Source organism: Scrofimicrobium sp. R131 (genome assembly GCF_040256745.1).
Lineage (GTDB): Bacteria > Actinomycetota > Actinomycetes > Actinomycetales > Actinomycetaceae > Scrofimicrobium > Scrofimicrobium appendicitidis.
Genome location: NZ_CP138335.1, coordinates 1,221,338 through 1,236,497, shown reverse-complemented (window position 1 = coordinate 1,236,497; position 15,160 = coordinate 1,221,338). Strand labels below are relative to the sequence as shown.

Annotated in this window: 17 protein-coding genes and 1 riboswitch; all 17 genes read left to right on the top strand. The window is 65.6% G+C overall.

The genetic code is table 11. The features are described 5' to 3' along the window. Nucleotides 1–31 precede the first annotated feature (31 nt). The 17 genes from efp to SAC06_RS05700 all read left to right on the top strand — a co-directional run bounded on the left by efp (nucleotide 32) and on the right by SAC06_RS05700 (nucleotide 15,144). Nucleotides 32–595 carry an elongation factor P gene (gene efp, locus SAC06_RS05780; RefSeq protein ID WP_350257366.1) on the top strand — a complete coding sequence of 188 codons (564 nt, stop codon included), beginning with the start codon at nucleotides 32–34 and terminating at the stop codon, nucleotides 593–595. 1 nt (nucleotide 596) lies between these two features. Then, nucleotides 597–1,133 carry a transcription antitermination factor NusB gene (gene nusB, locus SAC06_RS05775; RefSeq protein WP_350257365.1) on the top strand — a complete coding sequence of 179 codons (537 nt, stop codon included), beginning with the start codon at nucleotides 597–599 and terminating at the stop codon, nucleotides 1,131–1,133. Nucleotides 1,134–1,526: 393 nt separating this feature from the next. Further along, on the top strand, nucleotides 1,527–1,853 hold the full coding sequence (gene mihF / locus SAC06_RS05770) for an integration host factor, actinobacterial type (protein ID WP_350257364.1): 327 nt from the start codon (nucleotides 1,527–1,529) through the stop codon (nucleotides 1,851–1,853). Nucleotides 1,854–1,863: 10 nt separating this feature from the next. After that, the gene (gmk, locus tag SAC06_RS05765) at nucleotides 1,864–2,424 is read left to right on the top strand and encodes a guanylate kinase (protein ID WP_350257363.1); all 561 of its coding nucleotides are present in this window, start codon (nucleotides 1,864–1,866) and stop codon (nucleotides 2,422–2,424) included. Nucleotides 2,425–2,479: 55 nt separating this feature from the next. Then, entirely contained in the window at nucleotides 2,480–2,746 is a 267-nt protein-coding gene (gene rpoZ / locus SAC06_RS05760) for a DNA-directed RNA polymerase subunit omega (RefSeq protein WP_350257362.1), read from the top strand. Then, nucleotides 2,727–3,947, top strand: coding sequence for a bifunctional phosphopantothenoylcysteine decarboxylase/phosphopantothenate--cysteine ligase CoaBC (coaBC, locus tag SAC06_RS05755; RefSeq protein WP_350257361.1), 1,221 nt, complete (start codon nucleotides 2,727–2,729; stop codon nucleotides 3,945–3,947). Before rpoZ ends, coaBC begins: the two co-directional genes overlap by 20 nt. Nucleotides 3,948–3,957: 10 nt before the next feature. Beyond that, nucleotides 3,958–5,139: a methionine adenosyltransferase gene (metK, locus tag SAC06_RS05750; RefSeq protein WP_350257360.1), complete on the top strand. Its 1,182-nt coding sequence runs from the start codon at nucleotides 3,958–3,960 to the stop codon at nucleotides 5,137–5,139. Between the two features lie 9 nt (nucleotides 5,140–5,148). Next, nucleotides 5,149–7,092 carry a hypothetical protein gene (locus SAC06_RS05745; protein WP_350257359.1) on the top strand — a complete coding sequence of 648 codons (1,944 nt, stop codon included), beginning with the start codon at nucleotides 5,149–5,151 and terminating at the stop codon, nucleotides 7,090–7,092. A 9-nt stretch (nucleotides 7,093–7,101) separates the two neighbouring features. Further along, a complete protein-coding gene (gene fmt / locus SAC06_RS05740) occupies nucleotides 7,102–8,037 on the top strand; it encodes a methionyl-tRNA formyltransferase (RefSeq protein WP_350257358.1) in 936 nt (311 codons plus the stop codon). Next, nucleotides 8,030–9,442: a transcription antitermination factor NusB gene (locus tag SAC06_RS05735; RefSeq protein WP_350257357.1), complete on the top strand. Its 1,413-nt coding sequence runs from the start codon at nucleotides 8,030–8,032 to the stop codon at nucleotides 9,440–9,442. Before fmt ends, SAC06_RS05735 begins: the two co-directional genes overlap by 8 nt. A 26-nt stretch (nucleotides 9,443–9,468) precedes the next feature. Next, nucleotides 9,469–10,128, top strand: coding sequence for a ribulose-phosphate 3-epimerase (rpe, locus tag SAC06_RS05730; protein ID WP_350257356.1), 660 nt, complete (start codon nucleotides 9,469–9,471; stop codon nucleotides 10,126–10,128). A gap of 41 nt (nucleotides 10,129–10,169) precedes the next feature. Further along, a riboswitch (FMN riboswitch) is annotated at nucleotides 10,170–10,290 on the top strand. A gap of 51 nt (nucleotides 10,291–10,341) precedes the next feature. After that, nucleotides 10,342–11,130, top strand: coding sequence for an ABC transporter permease (locus SAC06_RS05725; RefSeq protein WP_350257355.1), 789 nt, complete (start codon nucleotides 10,342–10,344; stop codon nucleotides 11,128–11,130). After that, a complete protein-coding gene (locus SAC06_RS05720) occupies nucleotides 11,123–12,085 on the top strand; it encodes an ABC transporter substrate-binding protein (RefSeq protein WP_350257354.1) in 963 nt (320 codons plus the stop codon). Before SAC06_RS05725 ends, SAC06_RS05720 begins: the two co-directional genes overlap by 8 nt. A gap of 55 nt (nucleotides 12,086–12,140) precedes the next feature. Beyond that, nucleotides 12,141–12,404 carry a phosphoribosyl-ATP diphosphatase gene (locus tag SAC06_RS05715; protein ID WP_350257353.1) on the top strand — a complete coding sequence of 88 codons (264 nt, stop codon included), beginning with the start codon at nucleotides 12,141–12,143 and terminating at the stop codon, nucleotides 12,402–12,404. A 7-nt stretch (nucleotides 12,405–12,411) separates the two neighbouring features. Next, nucleotides 12,412–13,260, top strand: coding sequence for an ATP phosphoribosyltransferase (gene hisG, locus SAC06_RS05710; protein WP_350259159.1), 849 nt, complete (start codon nucleotides 12,412–12,414; stop codon nucleotides 13,258–13,260). A gap of 13 nt (nucleotides 13,261–13,273) precedes the next feature. Then, nucleotides 13,274–14,218 (top strand): WYL domain-containing protein, encoded by a 945-nt coding sequence (locus SAC06_RS05705; RefSeq protein ID WP_350257352.1) that lies wholly within the window; start codon nucleotides 13,274–13,276, stop codon nucleotides 14,216–14,218. Further along, complete coding sequence (locus SAC06_RS05700) at nucleotides 14,200–15,144, top strand: helix-turn-helix transcriptional regulator (RefSeq protein WP_350257351.1); 945 nt, start codon at nucleotides 14,200–14,202, stop codon at nucleotides 15,142–15,144. Before SAC06_RS05705 ends, SAC06_RS05700 begins: the two co-directional genes overlap by 19 nt. Nucleotides 15,145–15,160 lie beyond the last annotated feature (16 nt).

The window sequence follows — 15,160 nt, the reverse complement described above, 5'->3', positions numbered from 1 at the left end:
CGAACAATTAGCTGAGAAAACAGGTGAGACAGTGGCAACTACAAATGACTTGAAGAACGGCATGGTCCTGGTAATCGACGGACAGCTCTGGCAGGTGGTCGAGTTTCAGCACGTGAAGCCGGGCAAGGGCCCCGCCTTCGTGCGAACCAAGATCCGCAATGTCCTCTCGGGCAAGAACATCGATCGGACCTTCAACGCTGGAGTCAAGGTCGAGACCGCCACTGTCGACCGACGCGACATGACCTACCTGTACCGCGATGGGGCCGACTACGTGTTCATGGATAAGAACACCTACGAGCAGGTCAACATTCCGGAATCGGTCGTGGCCGATGCCGCCAACTACATGGTCGAAAACCAGGACGCCATCGTTGCGTTCCATGACGATCAGGTGCTGGCAGTTGAGTTGCCGGCCACCGTGGTGCTGGAGATTACCCACACCGAACCGGGTCTGCAGGGTGACCGTTCCTCGGCCGGAACCAAGCCCGCGACCGTGGAAACCGGCTACGAAGTGCAGGTGCCGCTGTTCCTGGAAGAGGGCACCCGGATCAAGGTGGACACCCGGTCGGGCGAGTACACCGGGCGGGCCAACGACTAGCGTGGCCAAGAAACAGGGGACCTTTTCGTCGCGAACGAAGGCGCGCAAGCGTGCTGCTGACGTCATTTTTGAGGCGCAGCAGAAGGGACTGGATCGCGATGGGGAGCAGCTGCTGGACCTGCTGGCGCAGAGACAGCTAGTCAGCGCCGCGCAGACTCCACTGCCGGCCTACTCGCGACAGATTGTCCGCGGGGTGGCCCAGTTCCGCTCTGAGATCGACGGACAGATCCAGAAGCACTCGAAGATCAAGGCGTTGGACCGCCTGCCCGGGGTGGATCTGGCGATTCTACGGGTGGCGGTCTGGGAGATGATCGGCAATCGCGATGACGTCGACCCGATTGTGGCGATTGACGAGGCGGTGGCCATCGCGAAGAGTATCTCGACTGATCGTTCACCCGCCTTCGTCAACGCCGTGCTCGATGCGATTCGGCGCGACCTGTTGGCGCAGGGCGAAGTTCCGGCGGTGCCGGCTGAGGTAGCGCCCGCCGGCGAGGCCACCACCGACGAGCTGTGGGATGAGCTGCTCGACGAATACTGACCAATTTGAGTAAAACAGGCGCACCAAGCGGGCCCGGAACTAAGTTCCGGGCCCGCTGTCTCATTGGGGCGGGAACCATACCAGACGCAACTGTCTAGACAAAGTCTGTTCAGATGTTGAAGTGGTCCGACCGGACGGTTCAGTCCTATGTGAACAACTCTCAATCATGCGTCGTAGCAAGATTATCTTTCAGCGCAATGACGCGCTAGGTACCGTACATAATTAATGCCGAGGCGCGGCCGGGCCGACGGAGTAAACTTCGGTTGAAAGGGTTCAAGTGGCGGTTTGTGTGCGAAAGATGCCCCAACGGTTCAAAAACGGCAACTATTTGTGTAATCTTTGAGGGAAACAAAAGGGCGCTTCAAAAAGAAGCCTCGTCATAACTAGGGAGTGATGAGATTGACGCTACCTCATCTGAGTGCCGAACAACGCAAAGAAGCTCTGGCCATGGCCACTGCCGCAAGGAAGCGGCGGGCAGAGATCGGGGCGCAGTTGAAGAACCGGGAGATGACCTTGGCCGAGGTGATTGCCCTGTCCGAGACGGACTCAGCCATCGCCAAGATGAGAGTGATGTCCCTGCTGCGGGCACTGCCACGAGTGGGGCCTCAGCGCGCCCACCAAGCGTTGGATGATTTGGGGATCATCCCCACCCGGCGGGTGCAGGGGCTGGGCTGCGTACAGCGAGAGTCTCTTGTTCAGTACTTTCAGAACCTCGTGTAATAATGTGTGAATGCACGATCCTGTTCCGGTCTTTGTCATCTGTGGCCCTACCGCGGTGGGGAAGGGGACGGTCGTCAAGGCCCTGAAAGCCGAGTATCCCCAACTGGAAGTCTCCGTCTCTGCCACCACCCGGCCGCCTCGTCCCGGTGAAGTGGATGGGCGCGACTACTACTTCGTCGATGAAGACCAGTTCGCGCGGATGCGTGAGCGAGGGGAACTGCTTGAGTCCGCAGTGGTTCACGGGGCCCACAGCTACGGCACCCCTCGGGGGCCGGTGGAGCAGTCCCTGGCCGAGGGCAAGACCGTCCTGTTAGAGATTGATTTGGCGGGGGCCCGGCAGGTTCGACAGACACTGCCGGAAGCTCGGTTCATCTTCCTGCTGCCACCCTCCTGGGAGGAACTGGAACGTCGACTGATTGGTCGGGGAACCGAGGGGCCGGAGGAACGCAGCCGCCGCCTCGAGACCGCTCGCGTTGAGCTGGACGCAGCTCCGGAGTTCGACGTCTGTGTGATCAATGACAAGCTGGACGAGACGGTCAAAGAGTTGGCCGAGATCATGGGTCTGAACTAGGCTGGGGGAGACTGTGGAGACACGTGTCCGCAGCGGTAGAAGGAGACAGACCTGAATGTCAGGAATCGTAGCTAACCCCGTTGGCATCACCTACCCGCCCATCGACGAACTGGTGGAGCGGACCGACTCGAAGTACGCTCTGGTCATCTATGCGGCCAAGCGGGCCCGTCAGATCAACGCCTACAACGTGCAGCTCGAGTCCAACATGATTCAGTTCGTCGGACCGGTCGTGCCGATCAGCGCCGACGACAAGGCGCTCTCGATCGCCCTGCGCGAGATCGTGGAAGACAAGCTGGAACTTGGTGCTTCCACCAGCAAGTAGCTCCGGCGGCGCCCCCACCGTCCTCCTCGGGGTCGGGGGTGGGATCGCTGCGTTCAAGCTCGTCACCGTCGTTCGACGCCTACGCCAAGTAGGCGTCGACGTTTACGTGCTCCCAACCGAAGCCTCGCTGGAGTTTGTTGGCGAACAGACCTGGCAGGAGCTCTCAGAACACCCGATCGGGGTGAAGGTGCTCCACGGTCCGGGCGAGTTGAGCCACATCGAACTGGCCCGGCGGGCCGACCTGTTCCTGGTGGCACCGGCCACCGCCGATCTGCTGGCACAGCTTCGCCTCGGCCTGGCCAGCAATCTGTTGACCGCCACCTTCTTGGCAGCAGACTGCCCGAAGCTGCTCAGCCCGGCCATGCACACAAACATGTGGGAGAACCCCGCCACCCAGGACAACGTGGCCACTCTCCGGGCGCGCGGCGTCGAAATCATTGAGCCGGCCACCGGCGCGCTCAGCTCCGGTGATACCGGGGCCGGTCGCCTGCCTGAGCCGGACGCCATCGTCGAGGAGGTGCTGGCCCGGTTGGCACCGGGAGCCCTGGCCGGGCGGCGGGTGGTTGTCACCGCCGGCGGCACGATTGAACCGATCGACCCGGTGCGTTATCTGGGCAATCACTCTTCGGGGCGGCAGGGAATCGAGCTGGCGTTGGTCGCGGCGCGCCGGGGTGCCGAGGTGGACCTGCTGCTGGCCCAGACTCAGGTGCCGCCGCCCCAGCATCCGCGGATCCGCCTCGTCCACACCCCAACCGCGCTGGAAATGAGGGACGCGCTGGCGCGCCTGGTGCCGGGGGCTCACGCCCTGTTCATGGCGGCCGCGGTGGCCGACTATCGTCCGCGCGCCGCGGCGGAGCAGAAGCTCAAAAAGGGTACTTGGGCCGAAACTATTGAGCTGGTGGAGAACCCCGACCTGCTCCGCGAAGTGGCTGAGGCCCCCTGGCGCCCCGAGGTGCTGGTGGGGTTTGGGGCCGAAACCGGTTCCGAGGAGCAGGTGTTGGCTCGGGGGATGGAAAAGGCTCGGCGGAAGGGGGCCGACCTGCTGGCGATCAACCGAGTGGGGGACGGCCACGGCTTTGGCGAGGTGGAAAATCGGCTCCTGGTGGTCGATCGGACCGGTCAGCCGGTAGCCGACTTGGTCGGAGACAAGTCGGTCTTAGCTGCCCAGCTGGTCGAGTTGGCGATGGGTGTTTCGCGCTAGAGTAGAGCGCGTGATTACTCCGCTAACCTCCGAATCGGTGACCGAAGGCCACCCGGACAAGATTTGTGACCGCATTTCCGACACCGTCCTCGATGCCATTTTGCAGGAGGATCCCGCAGCGAGAGTGGCCGTGGAGACACTGGCCACCCGCGGGCTGATTCACGTGGTGGGGGAGGTGACGACCTCCGCCTACGTCGAGATTCCCAAGCTGGTTCGAGAGGTGATCCTCGGGATCGGCTACAACTCTTCCCGGACCGGGTTTGACGGGGCCACCTGCGGGGTCTCGGTTTCGATCGGGCAGCAGAGCCCCGACATCGCCGAGGGGGTGGACCGGTCGCAGGAGGCGCGCACACGCGGTGAGCCGGTGGACCGCCGCGCCGCACAGGGAGCGGGCGACCAGGGGATGATGTTCGGCTACGCCACCGATGAGACGCCCACCCTGATGCCGGCCCCCATCTGGCTGGCTCACAGCCTGGCCCGCCGGCTGGCCCAGGTGCGAAAGGAAGAACTGGTTCCGGGCCTGTTCCCGGACGGCAAAGCCCAGGTAACCCTCGGCTATGCGGACGGCCGGCCGGTCAGCGTCGACACCGTGGTGGTGTCGAGCCAGCACGACGACAGTTGGCAGCAGGGAGAGTTGGCGGCGGCTCTGACCAGAGCGGTCATCGAGCCGGTCCTGGCCGAAACGGAGCTGGACCAAAGCGAACTTCGGGTGCTGGTCAACCCGTCTGGCCGGTTCATCCTCGGGGGGCCCGCCGCCGATGCAGGCCTGACCGGGCGAAAGATCATTGTGGACACCTACGGCGGTGCCGTCCCCCACGGGGGTGGGGCGTTCTCGGGCAAGGACCCGTCGAAAGTTGACCGCTCGGGTGCCTACGCGGCCCGCTGGGTGGCTAAGAACGTGGTGGCCGCGGGGTTGGCTCGCCGATGCCAGGTGCAGCTGGCCTACGCGATCGGCAGTTCCGAGCCGGTTGCGATCGTGGTCCAGACCTTCGGGACCGGCATCGTTTCGGACGAAGTGATTGCCCGCGCGGTCCGGGAAGTGTTTGATCTGCGCCCGCTTGGGATCATTGAGGACCTGGGACTGGTCCGGGTGCGCTACGCTGACCTGGCAGCTTACGGTCACCTCGGCCGGGACGGGTACCCCTGGGAGGAGACCAACCGGGTGCAGGAGTTGCGCGCGGCCATCGGTTAGGAGGTTGAGGTGATTGCACGAGTCCTGATCGACCTCGACGTGCCTCACCTTGACCGTCCGTTTGACTACTCGATTCCGGATTCCCTGCTGGCCTCGGTCCAGGTGGGCTCTCTGGTGCGGGTCAAGTGGGGCAACCGGCGAATCTCCGGCTGGGTGGTCGAGTTAGGAGAGACCAGCACGCACGAGGGGGAGCTGTCCCCGCTGTTGCGAGTGCTGTCGGTCCAGCCGCTGTTCACCCCGGCCATGCTGCAGACGTACCGGTATTTGGCCGCTCGCTTTGCCGTCAACCTGTCCCAGGTCCTGTCGCTGGCCCAACCGGCTCGGCGACAAAAGATCGAGCAGCTACTGGCCGGCGCGACCAGACCGGTGCGGGCCGATTGGAGTCCGGCGGCCGCGGTTCCCGAGTACGGCGACTGGGTGGAGCTGCTGGCCTCCGGCCCCCTCCCGCGGGCAGTGGTCCAAACCGTGCCGCACCGACAGTTTTCCGCACTGCACGCCCTGGTGGCCGAGTGTGCCCGCCGTGAGATTCCGGTCATTGTCACGGCCCCTACCCTGGCCGGCGCCAAAGAGATTCATCGTCGATTGTCCGAGGCGTTCTCACCCGAGGTGATCGGCCTGCAGGCGTCAGAACTGCCGCAGACCACCAGGTACGAGGTGCAGCTGCGGACCCTGCGCGGCCACTACCTGGCAGTGGTGGGGACCCGGTCCGCGATCTGGGCTCCGTTTACTAAACCGGCCCTGCAGGTGGTTTGGGAGGACGGGTCGGCCCACTATCGGGAGCGGCGGACACCGCAGGTCGACGTGCTGGACGTGGCGGTGGCGCGGGCTCGGTGGGAAGGCTACGGCCTGGTGGTGGCGAGCCTGGATCGCTCCGTGAAAGCCGAGGCGCTGGTCCAGTCGGGGTGGGCCCGCTCCTTCGTTCCGTCACCAACCGTGGTTCGAGCCCACACCCCCCGGATTCAGGTGGTGGGCACCGACGAGTTTGAACGGGAAGGAATGGCGGTCCTCTCGACCGTCCCCAACGCCGCCTATCAGGCGATCCGAACCGGACTGTCCGCCGGACCCGTGCTGGTGCAGGTGATGGGGGTGGGCCACTTTCTAGTCCTGGCCTGCCCCGCGTGCCACGTGCGTCCCCGCTGCGTCAGCTGCGGCAAGCTATTGGAACTGACCGGACCACCGGCCGAGGCGGTGGGCCACTGCGCCGGGTGCGGAGCGACAAATTCGGTGGCCCGGTGTCTGGCCTGCGGGCACCCGAACCTAACCGTGCTGGAGGTGGGCGCCGAGAGAACCGCCCGCGAGCTCGGCCGCGCCTTCCCCCAAACCGACGTGGTCATCTCCACCTCGACCACGAAAATTAGGCGGAGGATTCGGCCCAAGCCGCAGCTGGTAGTGGCCACCGCGGGAGCCGAGCCGGCCGTCCGCGGGGGGTACGAGGCGGTGGTGGTGTTGGAAGCCTCCAGGCTGGCCTACGCGGACCGGCTGGGAGCCGAAGAGGAGGCGCTTCGGCGCTGGTTCTATACCTTTGCCCTGGCCCGTCCCGGTGGGCAGGGCGTGCTGTCGGGCGACGTACCCCTGGAGGTGGAGCGGGCGTTAGTGCTTTGGCGACCCACCGAGTTCGCCGAGGCGGCCTGGGAGGAGCGGAAGGAAATCGGGCTGTATCCAGCTCGGTGGATCGTGGCCCTGGAGGGGCCAGCCCCGGCGATCAACGACATTTTGACCCAGCTGGAGACTCTGCCGCTATCCCCGGCCGAACCCGGGCTGCAGATCTTTGGCTACACCCCGACCGAGACCGATGAAGTCCGCGCGATCGTGGCCTGCCAGGCCGGGCAGGCACTGTCTTTGATGGCGCACCTGAAGGCGATGGCGGTGGCGCGCAGTTTGCGGCGCGGCCCCAAGGTGAAAGTCGTGGTGAACCCGCCCGACCTGTTCGGAGGGACCGAGGGACTCCGATAGACTGCCAGGGTGAGAATCATTTTTGCGGGAACCCCGGAAGTGGCACTTCCAACCCTCCAGGCCCTGACCCAGAGCGACCACGAGGTGGTTGGGGTGCTGACCCGGCCGCCAGCTCGGCGTGGTCGGCGGGCTGCCCCCACTCCCAGTCCGGTGGCGACCTGGGCGCGGGAACGCGAGCTGAAGGTGCTGGAGGCGGCCCGGCCCGGGCAGGTGGCGGAAGAGTTGGCCGCACTCGGGGCTGATCTGGGGGTGGTGGTTGCCTACGGCGCGATCCTGCGCCCCGAAGTGCTGGAGATCCCGACCCGAGGCTGGCTCAACCTGCATTTCTCCGACCTGCCTCGTTGGCGCGGCGCCGCCCCGGCTCAGTGGGCGATTCGCGCCGGTGACCAGCACAGTGCCACCTGCGTGTTTCAACTGGAGGCCGGCCTCGACACGGGTCCGGTCTACTCGCGACTGCCGGTGGAACTGACCGGTCGGGAGACCGCCGGTGAACTGTTGGAGCGGCTGGCCCCAGTCGGGGCCCAGCAGGTGGTCGAGGTGGTGGATCAGCTTGCCGCCGGAACCGCGGTGGCCACCCCTCAAGCTTCGGAGGGGCTGACGACGGCGCCCCAGCTGACCAAGCAGGACGGCTACGTCAGCTTCGCCGCTTCGGCGGATGAGACAGACCGGCAGATCCGCAGCGTCACCCCCAATCCGGGGGCGTGGACGCAACTGCCCTCCGGGCAGGTCCTGCGGCTGGGAGCGGCAACTCCGCTCGAATCCGACCCCGAGTTAGCACTGGCACCCGGGCAGGTGCACGCAGACAAACACCAGGTGCTGGTCGGCTGCGAACGGGGGATGCTCCGCCTGGGGCAGGTGGCCCCGGCCGGGAAGAACTGGATGGAGGCACCCGCCTGGGCGCGGGGAGCCCATGGGATCACGACGATGGGAGGCCACCGTGAGTAAGCCCTACCGGGCCAAGCGTCCGGCGGATCCGGCTCGCCTGCTGGCGGTTCGGGTCCTGCTCCAGGTGGAGGAGGAGGGTGCCTTCGCCAACCTGGCCTTGCCGCGAGCGCTCCGGGCCGAGCAGCAGTCCAACCCGAAGTTTGACTTCCGCGACGCAGCCTTCGCGTCCGAGCTGGTCTACGGGACCCTTCGGTGGCGCGGCTACCTGGACCAGGTCCTGGCCCAGTTCAGCTCCCGCCCCCTGACCGAGCTGGAACCGGTGGTCTGGCAGCTGCTGCGGGTGGGAGCCTACCAGCTGCTGTTCATGCGGGTGCCCGATCACGCGGCCGTGGCAGCCACCGTTGACGCGGCGCGGGAACTGACGACCGACGGTCCGGTTCGGATGGTGAATGCTATTTTGCGTTCAATCACTCGTGCCGACGACATTGACCAGATTTTCGCTGAGATTCCCGATCAAGACGACCGCCTCGCCGCCCGCTACTCGCACCCGGTCTGGATGGTGCGATCCTTCCGGCGGGCGCTGGAGGCGCGGGGTCTGCCCGAATCCGAGCTGGTGCCCGCCCTGGCGGCCAACAACTCGATCCCGAAGGTGAACCTGGTCGCCCGTCCCGGGCTGATCGCCGCCCAGGAGCTGGCCCAGGAGGCCGAAGAGATCCTGCAGCGGCCCACCTCGCAGGGGCAACTGTCGGAGTACGCGGTCATTCTGGACGGGGGAGACCCGGCGGCGCTGCCCGCGGTGCGCGAAGGGCGCGCGGCGGTTCAGGACGAAGGGTCGCAGCTGGCGGCCCTGCTGCTGGCGGCGGCGCCCCTGACCGGTTCGGACCGGCACTGGCTGGACCTGTGCGCCGGACCTGGTGGAAAGTCGGCGCTGCTGGGCGCGGTTGGGGCCGAGCGGGGGGTCGACCTGGTCGCGAATGAAATTTCCGCCCACCGGGCCCGGCTGGTGGAGAAGTCAGTCCGGGCGCTAGCCAACGTCACCGTCACCAACCTGGACGGCCGGACCCTCCCCGCACCCAGCGGCTACCGGTACGACCGGGTACTGATTGACGCTCCCTGTTCCGGTCTGGGTTCGCTCCGCCGGCGGCCGGAATCCCGGTGGCGCCATCAGCCCGAGGAACTGGCCGAGCTGGTCCCGCTGCAGCGGGGTCTGCTTCAGCGCGGGTGGGAGCTCACCCGAACCGGCGGGGTGATTGCCTGGGTCACCTGCACCCCGCAGGTGGAAGAGACCTTGGAGATCGTCAGCTGGGCGTTGGAACAGGGACAGGTGGAGACGATCGACACGGCCGCGACCGCGCGCATCCTGACCCCGATTGAGTTGGAACCAGGCCCGAACCAGACCCTGCAGCTTTGGCCCCACCGACACGGCACCGACGCCATGTTCGTGGCGCTCCTGCGCAAGAAATAGGATCACCCGAGAAAAGGAGCAACACTGTGCAAATTCGGATTTCCCCCTCAGTGCTCAACTGCGACATGGGCCGGTTCCGGGAGGAACTGCAGTCGATCGACAATGCCGACCGGGTCCACGTTGACGTAATGGACAATCACTTCGTCCCCAACCTGTCCTGGGGGCTTCCGATTGTGGAGGCGGCCAAGCAGTCGACCGAGGTACCGATCGAGGCACACCTAATGATTGAGAACCCGGATCGCTGGGCTCGTTCCTTCGCCGACGCCGGGTGCGAAATGGTCACGTTCCACTCGGAGGCGGCGGGGGCGCCGATCCGGCTGGCCCGAGAGCTGCGCGGGGCCGGGGCGAAAGTTGGGTTGGCTTTCAAGCCCGCCAGTGCCATCGAACCCTACCTGGACTTCTTGGACGAGTTCGACATGTTTCTGATCATGACGGTGGAGCCGGGATTTGGCGGGCAGAAGTTCTTGCCCCAGGTACTGTCCAAAACCCGGAAGCTGCGTCAGCTGGTGGACCAGAGCGGGATCGAGCTGGACATTCAGGTCGACGGGGGGATCAACCGGGAGACGGTGGTGACCGCCGCCGAGGCCGGGGTCAACAACTTCGTCGCCGGCTCGTCGGTCTTTACCTGTGCGGATCACCGGGGTGAGGTGGACATTTTGCGGCGGCTGGCCCAGGAGCACAGCTGACCGAGATCACGGTTTACCCGCTGGAAATTTGTGAGATAATAGCGGTGCTTCGGGGTCGGTGAAAGTCCGAACCGGCGGTGATAGTCCGCGACCCGCCACCAGGCGGTTGAGCTGGTGAAACTCCAGCACCGACGGTTAAAGTCCGGATGGGAGAAGCGCTGCGGACGCTGTGCGCCCGCAGTTAACGGCGCGCCCCGTGGCGGGAAGGACCTCATGGGGACGGCCAACAGGTGGCTGGCATGGCTCGCACCGCTGAGCCTGCTGGCATTCTTGTTTCTAGTCTGGTTGATAGCCTCCGGCTCCACGTCGGCACTGTTTCTTCCCAGCCCGCGGGATTTCTTTGCGCGCGCCGCAGATCTGTTTGGTACCCGGTGGTTCTGGAACCGAACCGCCATCACCTTTGGTGAGGCCCTGCTGGGGTCGTTGGTGGGAGCGGCGGTGGCCATTCCCACTTCCTGGCTGATTCATCGGTCCCGGTTCGTCAACGCCGCCCTGCAGCCATTCCTGGGGGCCACCCAGGCGATTCCGGCGGTGGCTTTGGCCCCGCTGCTGGTGCTCTGGGTTGGGCGAGGTTTGGGCGCCATCGTGCTGCTGTGTGCGCTGATGGTGTTCTTCCCGATCCTGGTGGCAACCACAGTGGGCCTGCGACACCTGGACCAGGATGTGATCGACGCCGCTTCGCTTGATGGCGCTCACGGCCTGAGGATGATCGTCTCGATTGAGGCGCCGCTGGTGGCCCCCAGCCTGCTGGGCGGGATCCGGAACGGGTTCACCCTGTCGGTCACGGGCGCGGTCATCGGCGAGATGGTCATGGGCGGTGCGGGCCTGGGTCAACTGCTCTCCCAACAGCAACACAACCTCGACACGGCCGGCATGTTCGTCACCGTCGCTGTCCTGTGCGCGCTGGCAATGGTCGCCTACTCGGCGGTCTATCTGCTGGAGCGACGCGGCAAGCGGCTGGTGGGCAATTCGCGTGAAAGAAGAGGTAGTAGAAATGCGTAAGAGACTGTTGGGATTGGCAGCGGCCGGAGCGGTGGCCCTGGCGGGGTGCTCATCCACCGGATCCGATCCGTCGAAGGCGGTGACGGTGGGACTGACCTACATCCCCAACGTGCAGTTTGCCCCGGTCTACCTGGCCGACTTTGGTGACCTGGACGTGAAGATTCGCCACCACGGCAGCGACGAGAGCCTGTTCTCGGCGCTGGCTTCGGGGGACGAGCAGGTGACGGTCGCCTCGGGTGATGAGGTGCTCCAGGCGCGGGCTCAGGGGTTGGATGTGATCTCGGTAGGAGCTTTCTACCACCACTACCCGGTGGAGATCATCGTGCCGGCAGATTCGCCGATCCAGTCGCTGGCCGACCTGAAGGGGAAGAAGATCGGTTTGCCCGGCGAGTACGGCTCCAACTGGTTCGGACTGCTGGCGGCACTGGAGCAAGGTGGCCTGACCCGGGACCAGGTGGACATCGTTTCGGTCGGATTCACCCAGGCCGCCTCCCTGGTGGCGGGTGAGGTGGACGCCATCGTCGGGTTCTCGAACTCGGAGCCGGTCGCGTTGGAGCAGATGGGCTTTGCTGCCCGCTCGATTCCACTGGACAAGGGGACCCCGCTGGTGGGGGCGGCCATCGTTTCGACGGAGGGCTATGCTCAGCAGCATCCCGACGAGCTGCGCCAGGTGATCTCGGCCCTGGTCGGGGGAATGCAGCAGGCGATTGACGATCCGGAAGCAGCCGTGAAGGCCACGGCCACCTGGGACGAGTCGCTCAGCGATCAGCAGGCGCAAGCCGGGGCGATGGCGATCCTGCAGGCGACGATCCCGCTCTGGCAGGACCGGCAGGGCAGGGCCTCTGCCCTGCAAGACTTGGACGCGTGGGATCGGATGGGGCCGTATTTGGCACAGCTGCTGGACCAGCCGGAGTTGGCCGACGAGCAGGGGGCTACCAACGACTACGTGGACTAGGTCCATCAGTTGCCTCGATCCGGGCCGGCCGGCCAACATGTCGTAACCTGGTGCTATGACAAGCTTTGAAGATCTCTTTCACGAACTGCAAGTGAAGGCCGCCGAGAAGCCGGCCGGCTCCGGAACGGTGGCGGAGCTGGAACAGGGAATCCACTACATCGGCAAGAAGGTAGTGGAGGAGGCGGCCGAAGTCTGGCTGGCGGGCGAGTACGAAAGCGACGACGCCCTGGCCCTGGAAATCTCGCAGCTGATTTACCACGCCCAGGTGATGGCGGTGGCCCGCGGGCTCACCCTGGATGACATTTACCGGCACCTGTGAGGTCATGATGCTTGAGATTGCGGTTCCAAATAAGGGAAGTCTGTCGGAAAAGTCGGTGCAGCTACTGCTGGAAGCCGGGTACCGAGCCAACCGGCGCGGGCGCGAACTGGTGGTGGATGATCCGGAAAACGATCTGCGAATCTTCTTCCTTCGTCCGCGCGACATTGCGGTCTACGTCGGCCAGGGCCGAATTCATGCGGGCATCACCGGCCGGGACCTGCTGATTGATTCCGGGACCCCGGCACAGGAGTACTCGCAGCTGGGCTTTGCCCGGGCCAAGTTCCGGTTTGCTGCCCCCCGGGGCACGATCGCCCAGGTGCGGGAGATCTCCGGCAAACGGGTGGCCACCTCCTATCGAACGCTGGTGGAGAACTACCTGGCCGAGCGGGGGATCCAAGCGGACGTGGTGCGCCTGGACGGCGCGGTCGAATCTTCGATCCAACTGGGCGTGGCCGACCTGATCGCCGACGTGGTGGAGACCGGTTCGACCCTGCGCGCAGCGGGACTCGAAGTGTTCGGGGAACCGCTGCTGGAGTCCGAAGCCATCCTGATTACAAATGTGCAGGGACAGGCAGATCCGGCGGTGGAGGTGCTGAACCGGCGGCTGCAGGGAGTGCTGGTGGCCCAGCAGCACGTGCTGGTTGACTACCATGTCCCGGTCGATGTTCTGCCACGGGCCGTGGAAATTACCCCCGGGTTTGAGTCCCCGACGGTGGCTCCGTTGGCCGATAACGCGTGGCGTGCCGTCCGCGCGGTGGTTCGGCGCGATAAGGTGAACCAGGTAATGGATGACCTGCTGGCCATCGGCGCACGCGGAACGATCGTAACGGAGCTGATCGCCTCGCGCCTGGGCTAAGAACGGGGTGGGGATGGGGCAGAGCGAAACGTCGCTGCGAATCCTGGTATTGGCGCTAAACCTGATCAACACGCGCTCTGGGCGCACCCGGGACGAGTTGCAGTCCCTGGTGCAGGGCTACGAGGCGCTAAGTGACGATACCTTCCAGCGCACGTTTGAACGCGACATTGCGGCTCTGCGTGAGGCTGGTTTTCAGGTATTGGTGTCTTCCAACCCTGCCCGCTACCTGGTGGAGCGGAAGCTGTTGGCACCCTCCTCGGTGGAGTTGACCTCCGCGGAGGTGGACCTGCTGCTGCAGGCCGCGGCCGCCTGGGAGTCGCTCTCACCGGCCGAGCTTTCCCGGCTGAGCCTAAAGCTAGCCGGTCTGACCAACTCGCAGGTGCCCGGCCAGCCGACCATTTTTCACCGGCTGGAAGGCGTGGAGCACCTACCCCAGATCCTGGAAGCAATTGGCCAGCGTCAGCCCATCCGGTTCCGCTACAGTTCTCGGCGCGGGGTTGCCGATCGGGACGTGGCCCCCTTGGGGCTGATGGTGCGGGGTCCGGCGGTGTACCTGTGGGGTCACGACCTGAACCGGGAGGGGGAGCGTTACTTCCGGCTCTCGCGCATTGACGGGAAAATTGAACTGGTGGGGGAGCCGAACTTCTACGAGCTCCCAGCCGAAGGTCCCCGCGACTTTGCCGGTGACAACTTCCGGATCCGCCCGGAGCTTTGGATTCGCCAGGGCGCGTCGCCGCTGGTGCGGCTCCGGTGCGAGTCGGTGGCGGACAGCGACGAGTCCCGCCCGGGCTGGGACCGGTGCCGGGGTCGGGCCGCCGACTGGGAGAGCTGGGAGCGCCTGATCGTCAGCCACTGCGAGGACGTAGTGGTCGAGGAGCCGACACAGCTAGCCGAGTCGATCTACCGCAAATTGCAGGCGGCGGCGGGAGAGGGGGCCCCGTGGAAGACAAAACCGTAACGCTGGCGCGCCACCTGGCCCTGGTGGTGACCGTGGCCCAGGAGCCGGGCATCAGGGTTGCCGAGTTGGCCCGGCGGTTCAACCGGAGCGAAGAGGATATCCTGGCGGACCTGGAGGTGTTGGACCGGGCGGGCTTTGGCAGCCAAATGCCAGACGAGATGTTCGGTTTTGAATGGGACCGCCTCCGCAGCCGGGGCGAGGTGAAGCTATGGTTTGACCTGAACGTGACCGGAGTTCCTCCCCTGAGCGAGCAGGAGGCGGCCGGATTGATCACGGGGTTGGCCGCGCTCAGCCCGCAGTTGCCGCCCGAAGTGGCGGAGGGGATTCCGACCCTGTTGGCCAAGGTTTTGAGCCTGGCTCCAGCGCTGGCTGACCGCTCGCTCGGCGACCTGACCCAGCTGCTGGCCGTGATTGACCCGGAGCCGGCCAGCGAGGTGGAGGACACCGTCCGCGCGGCGATTGAGCGCCGAGAGCAGATGCGCCTGACCTACCTGTCGGCGCGCTCGCACCGCTCGGACCGGACCGTCGATCCAATCTCGCTGACCCAGGAAACTGACGGCTGGGTACTGCGCGCGTGGTGCCACCTGGTCGAAGCTGAGCGACACTTCCGCCTCGACCGGATCCTGGCTGCCGAACTGACCGGGCACCCGGCCGAGAACCGGCTGGGTGGGCGGGCCAGCAAAGGGAGTAAGTGCACGGTGATGCTGCAGCCGGAGGCCAAGTGGCTGGTGGGGCAGTTGCCCCTCCGGGATGTCCGCTCGGAGGGAGAGCTGATCGTGGGCACCTTCCGGGTGTTTGACGACGACTGGCTGACCGCGCAGCTGATTTCTTTGGCGCCCTACCTGGTGGCGGTGCGGCCCCAACACTGGGCGGACCGGGCCCGGGAGCGAGCCCAGCGCGCGCTGGCCGTCTGGGACAGGCACTAAGCTGGAGGGGCACTAA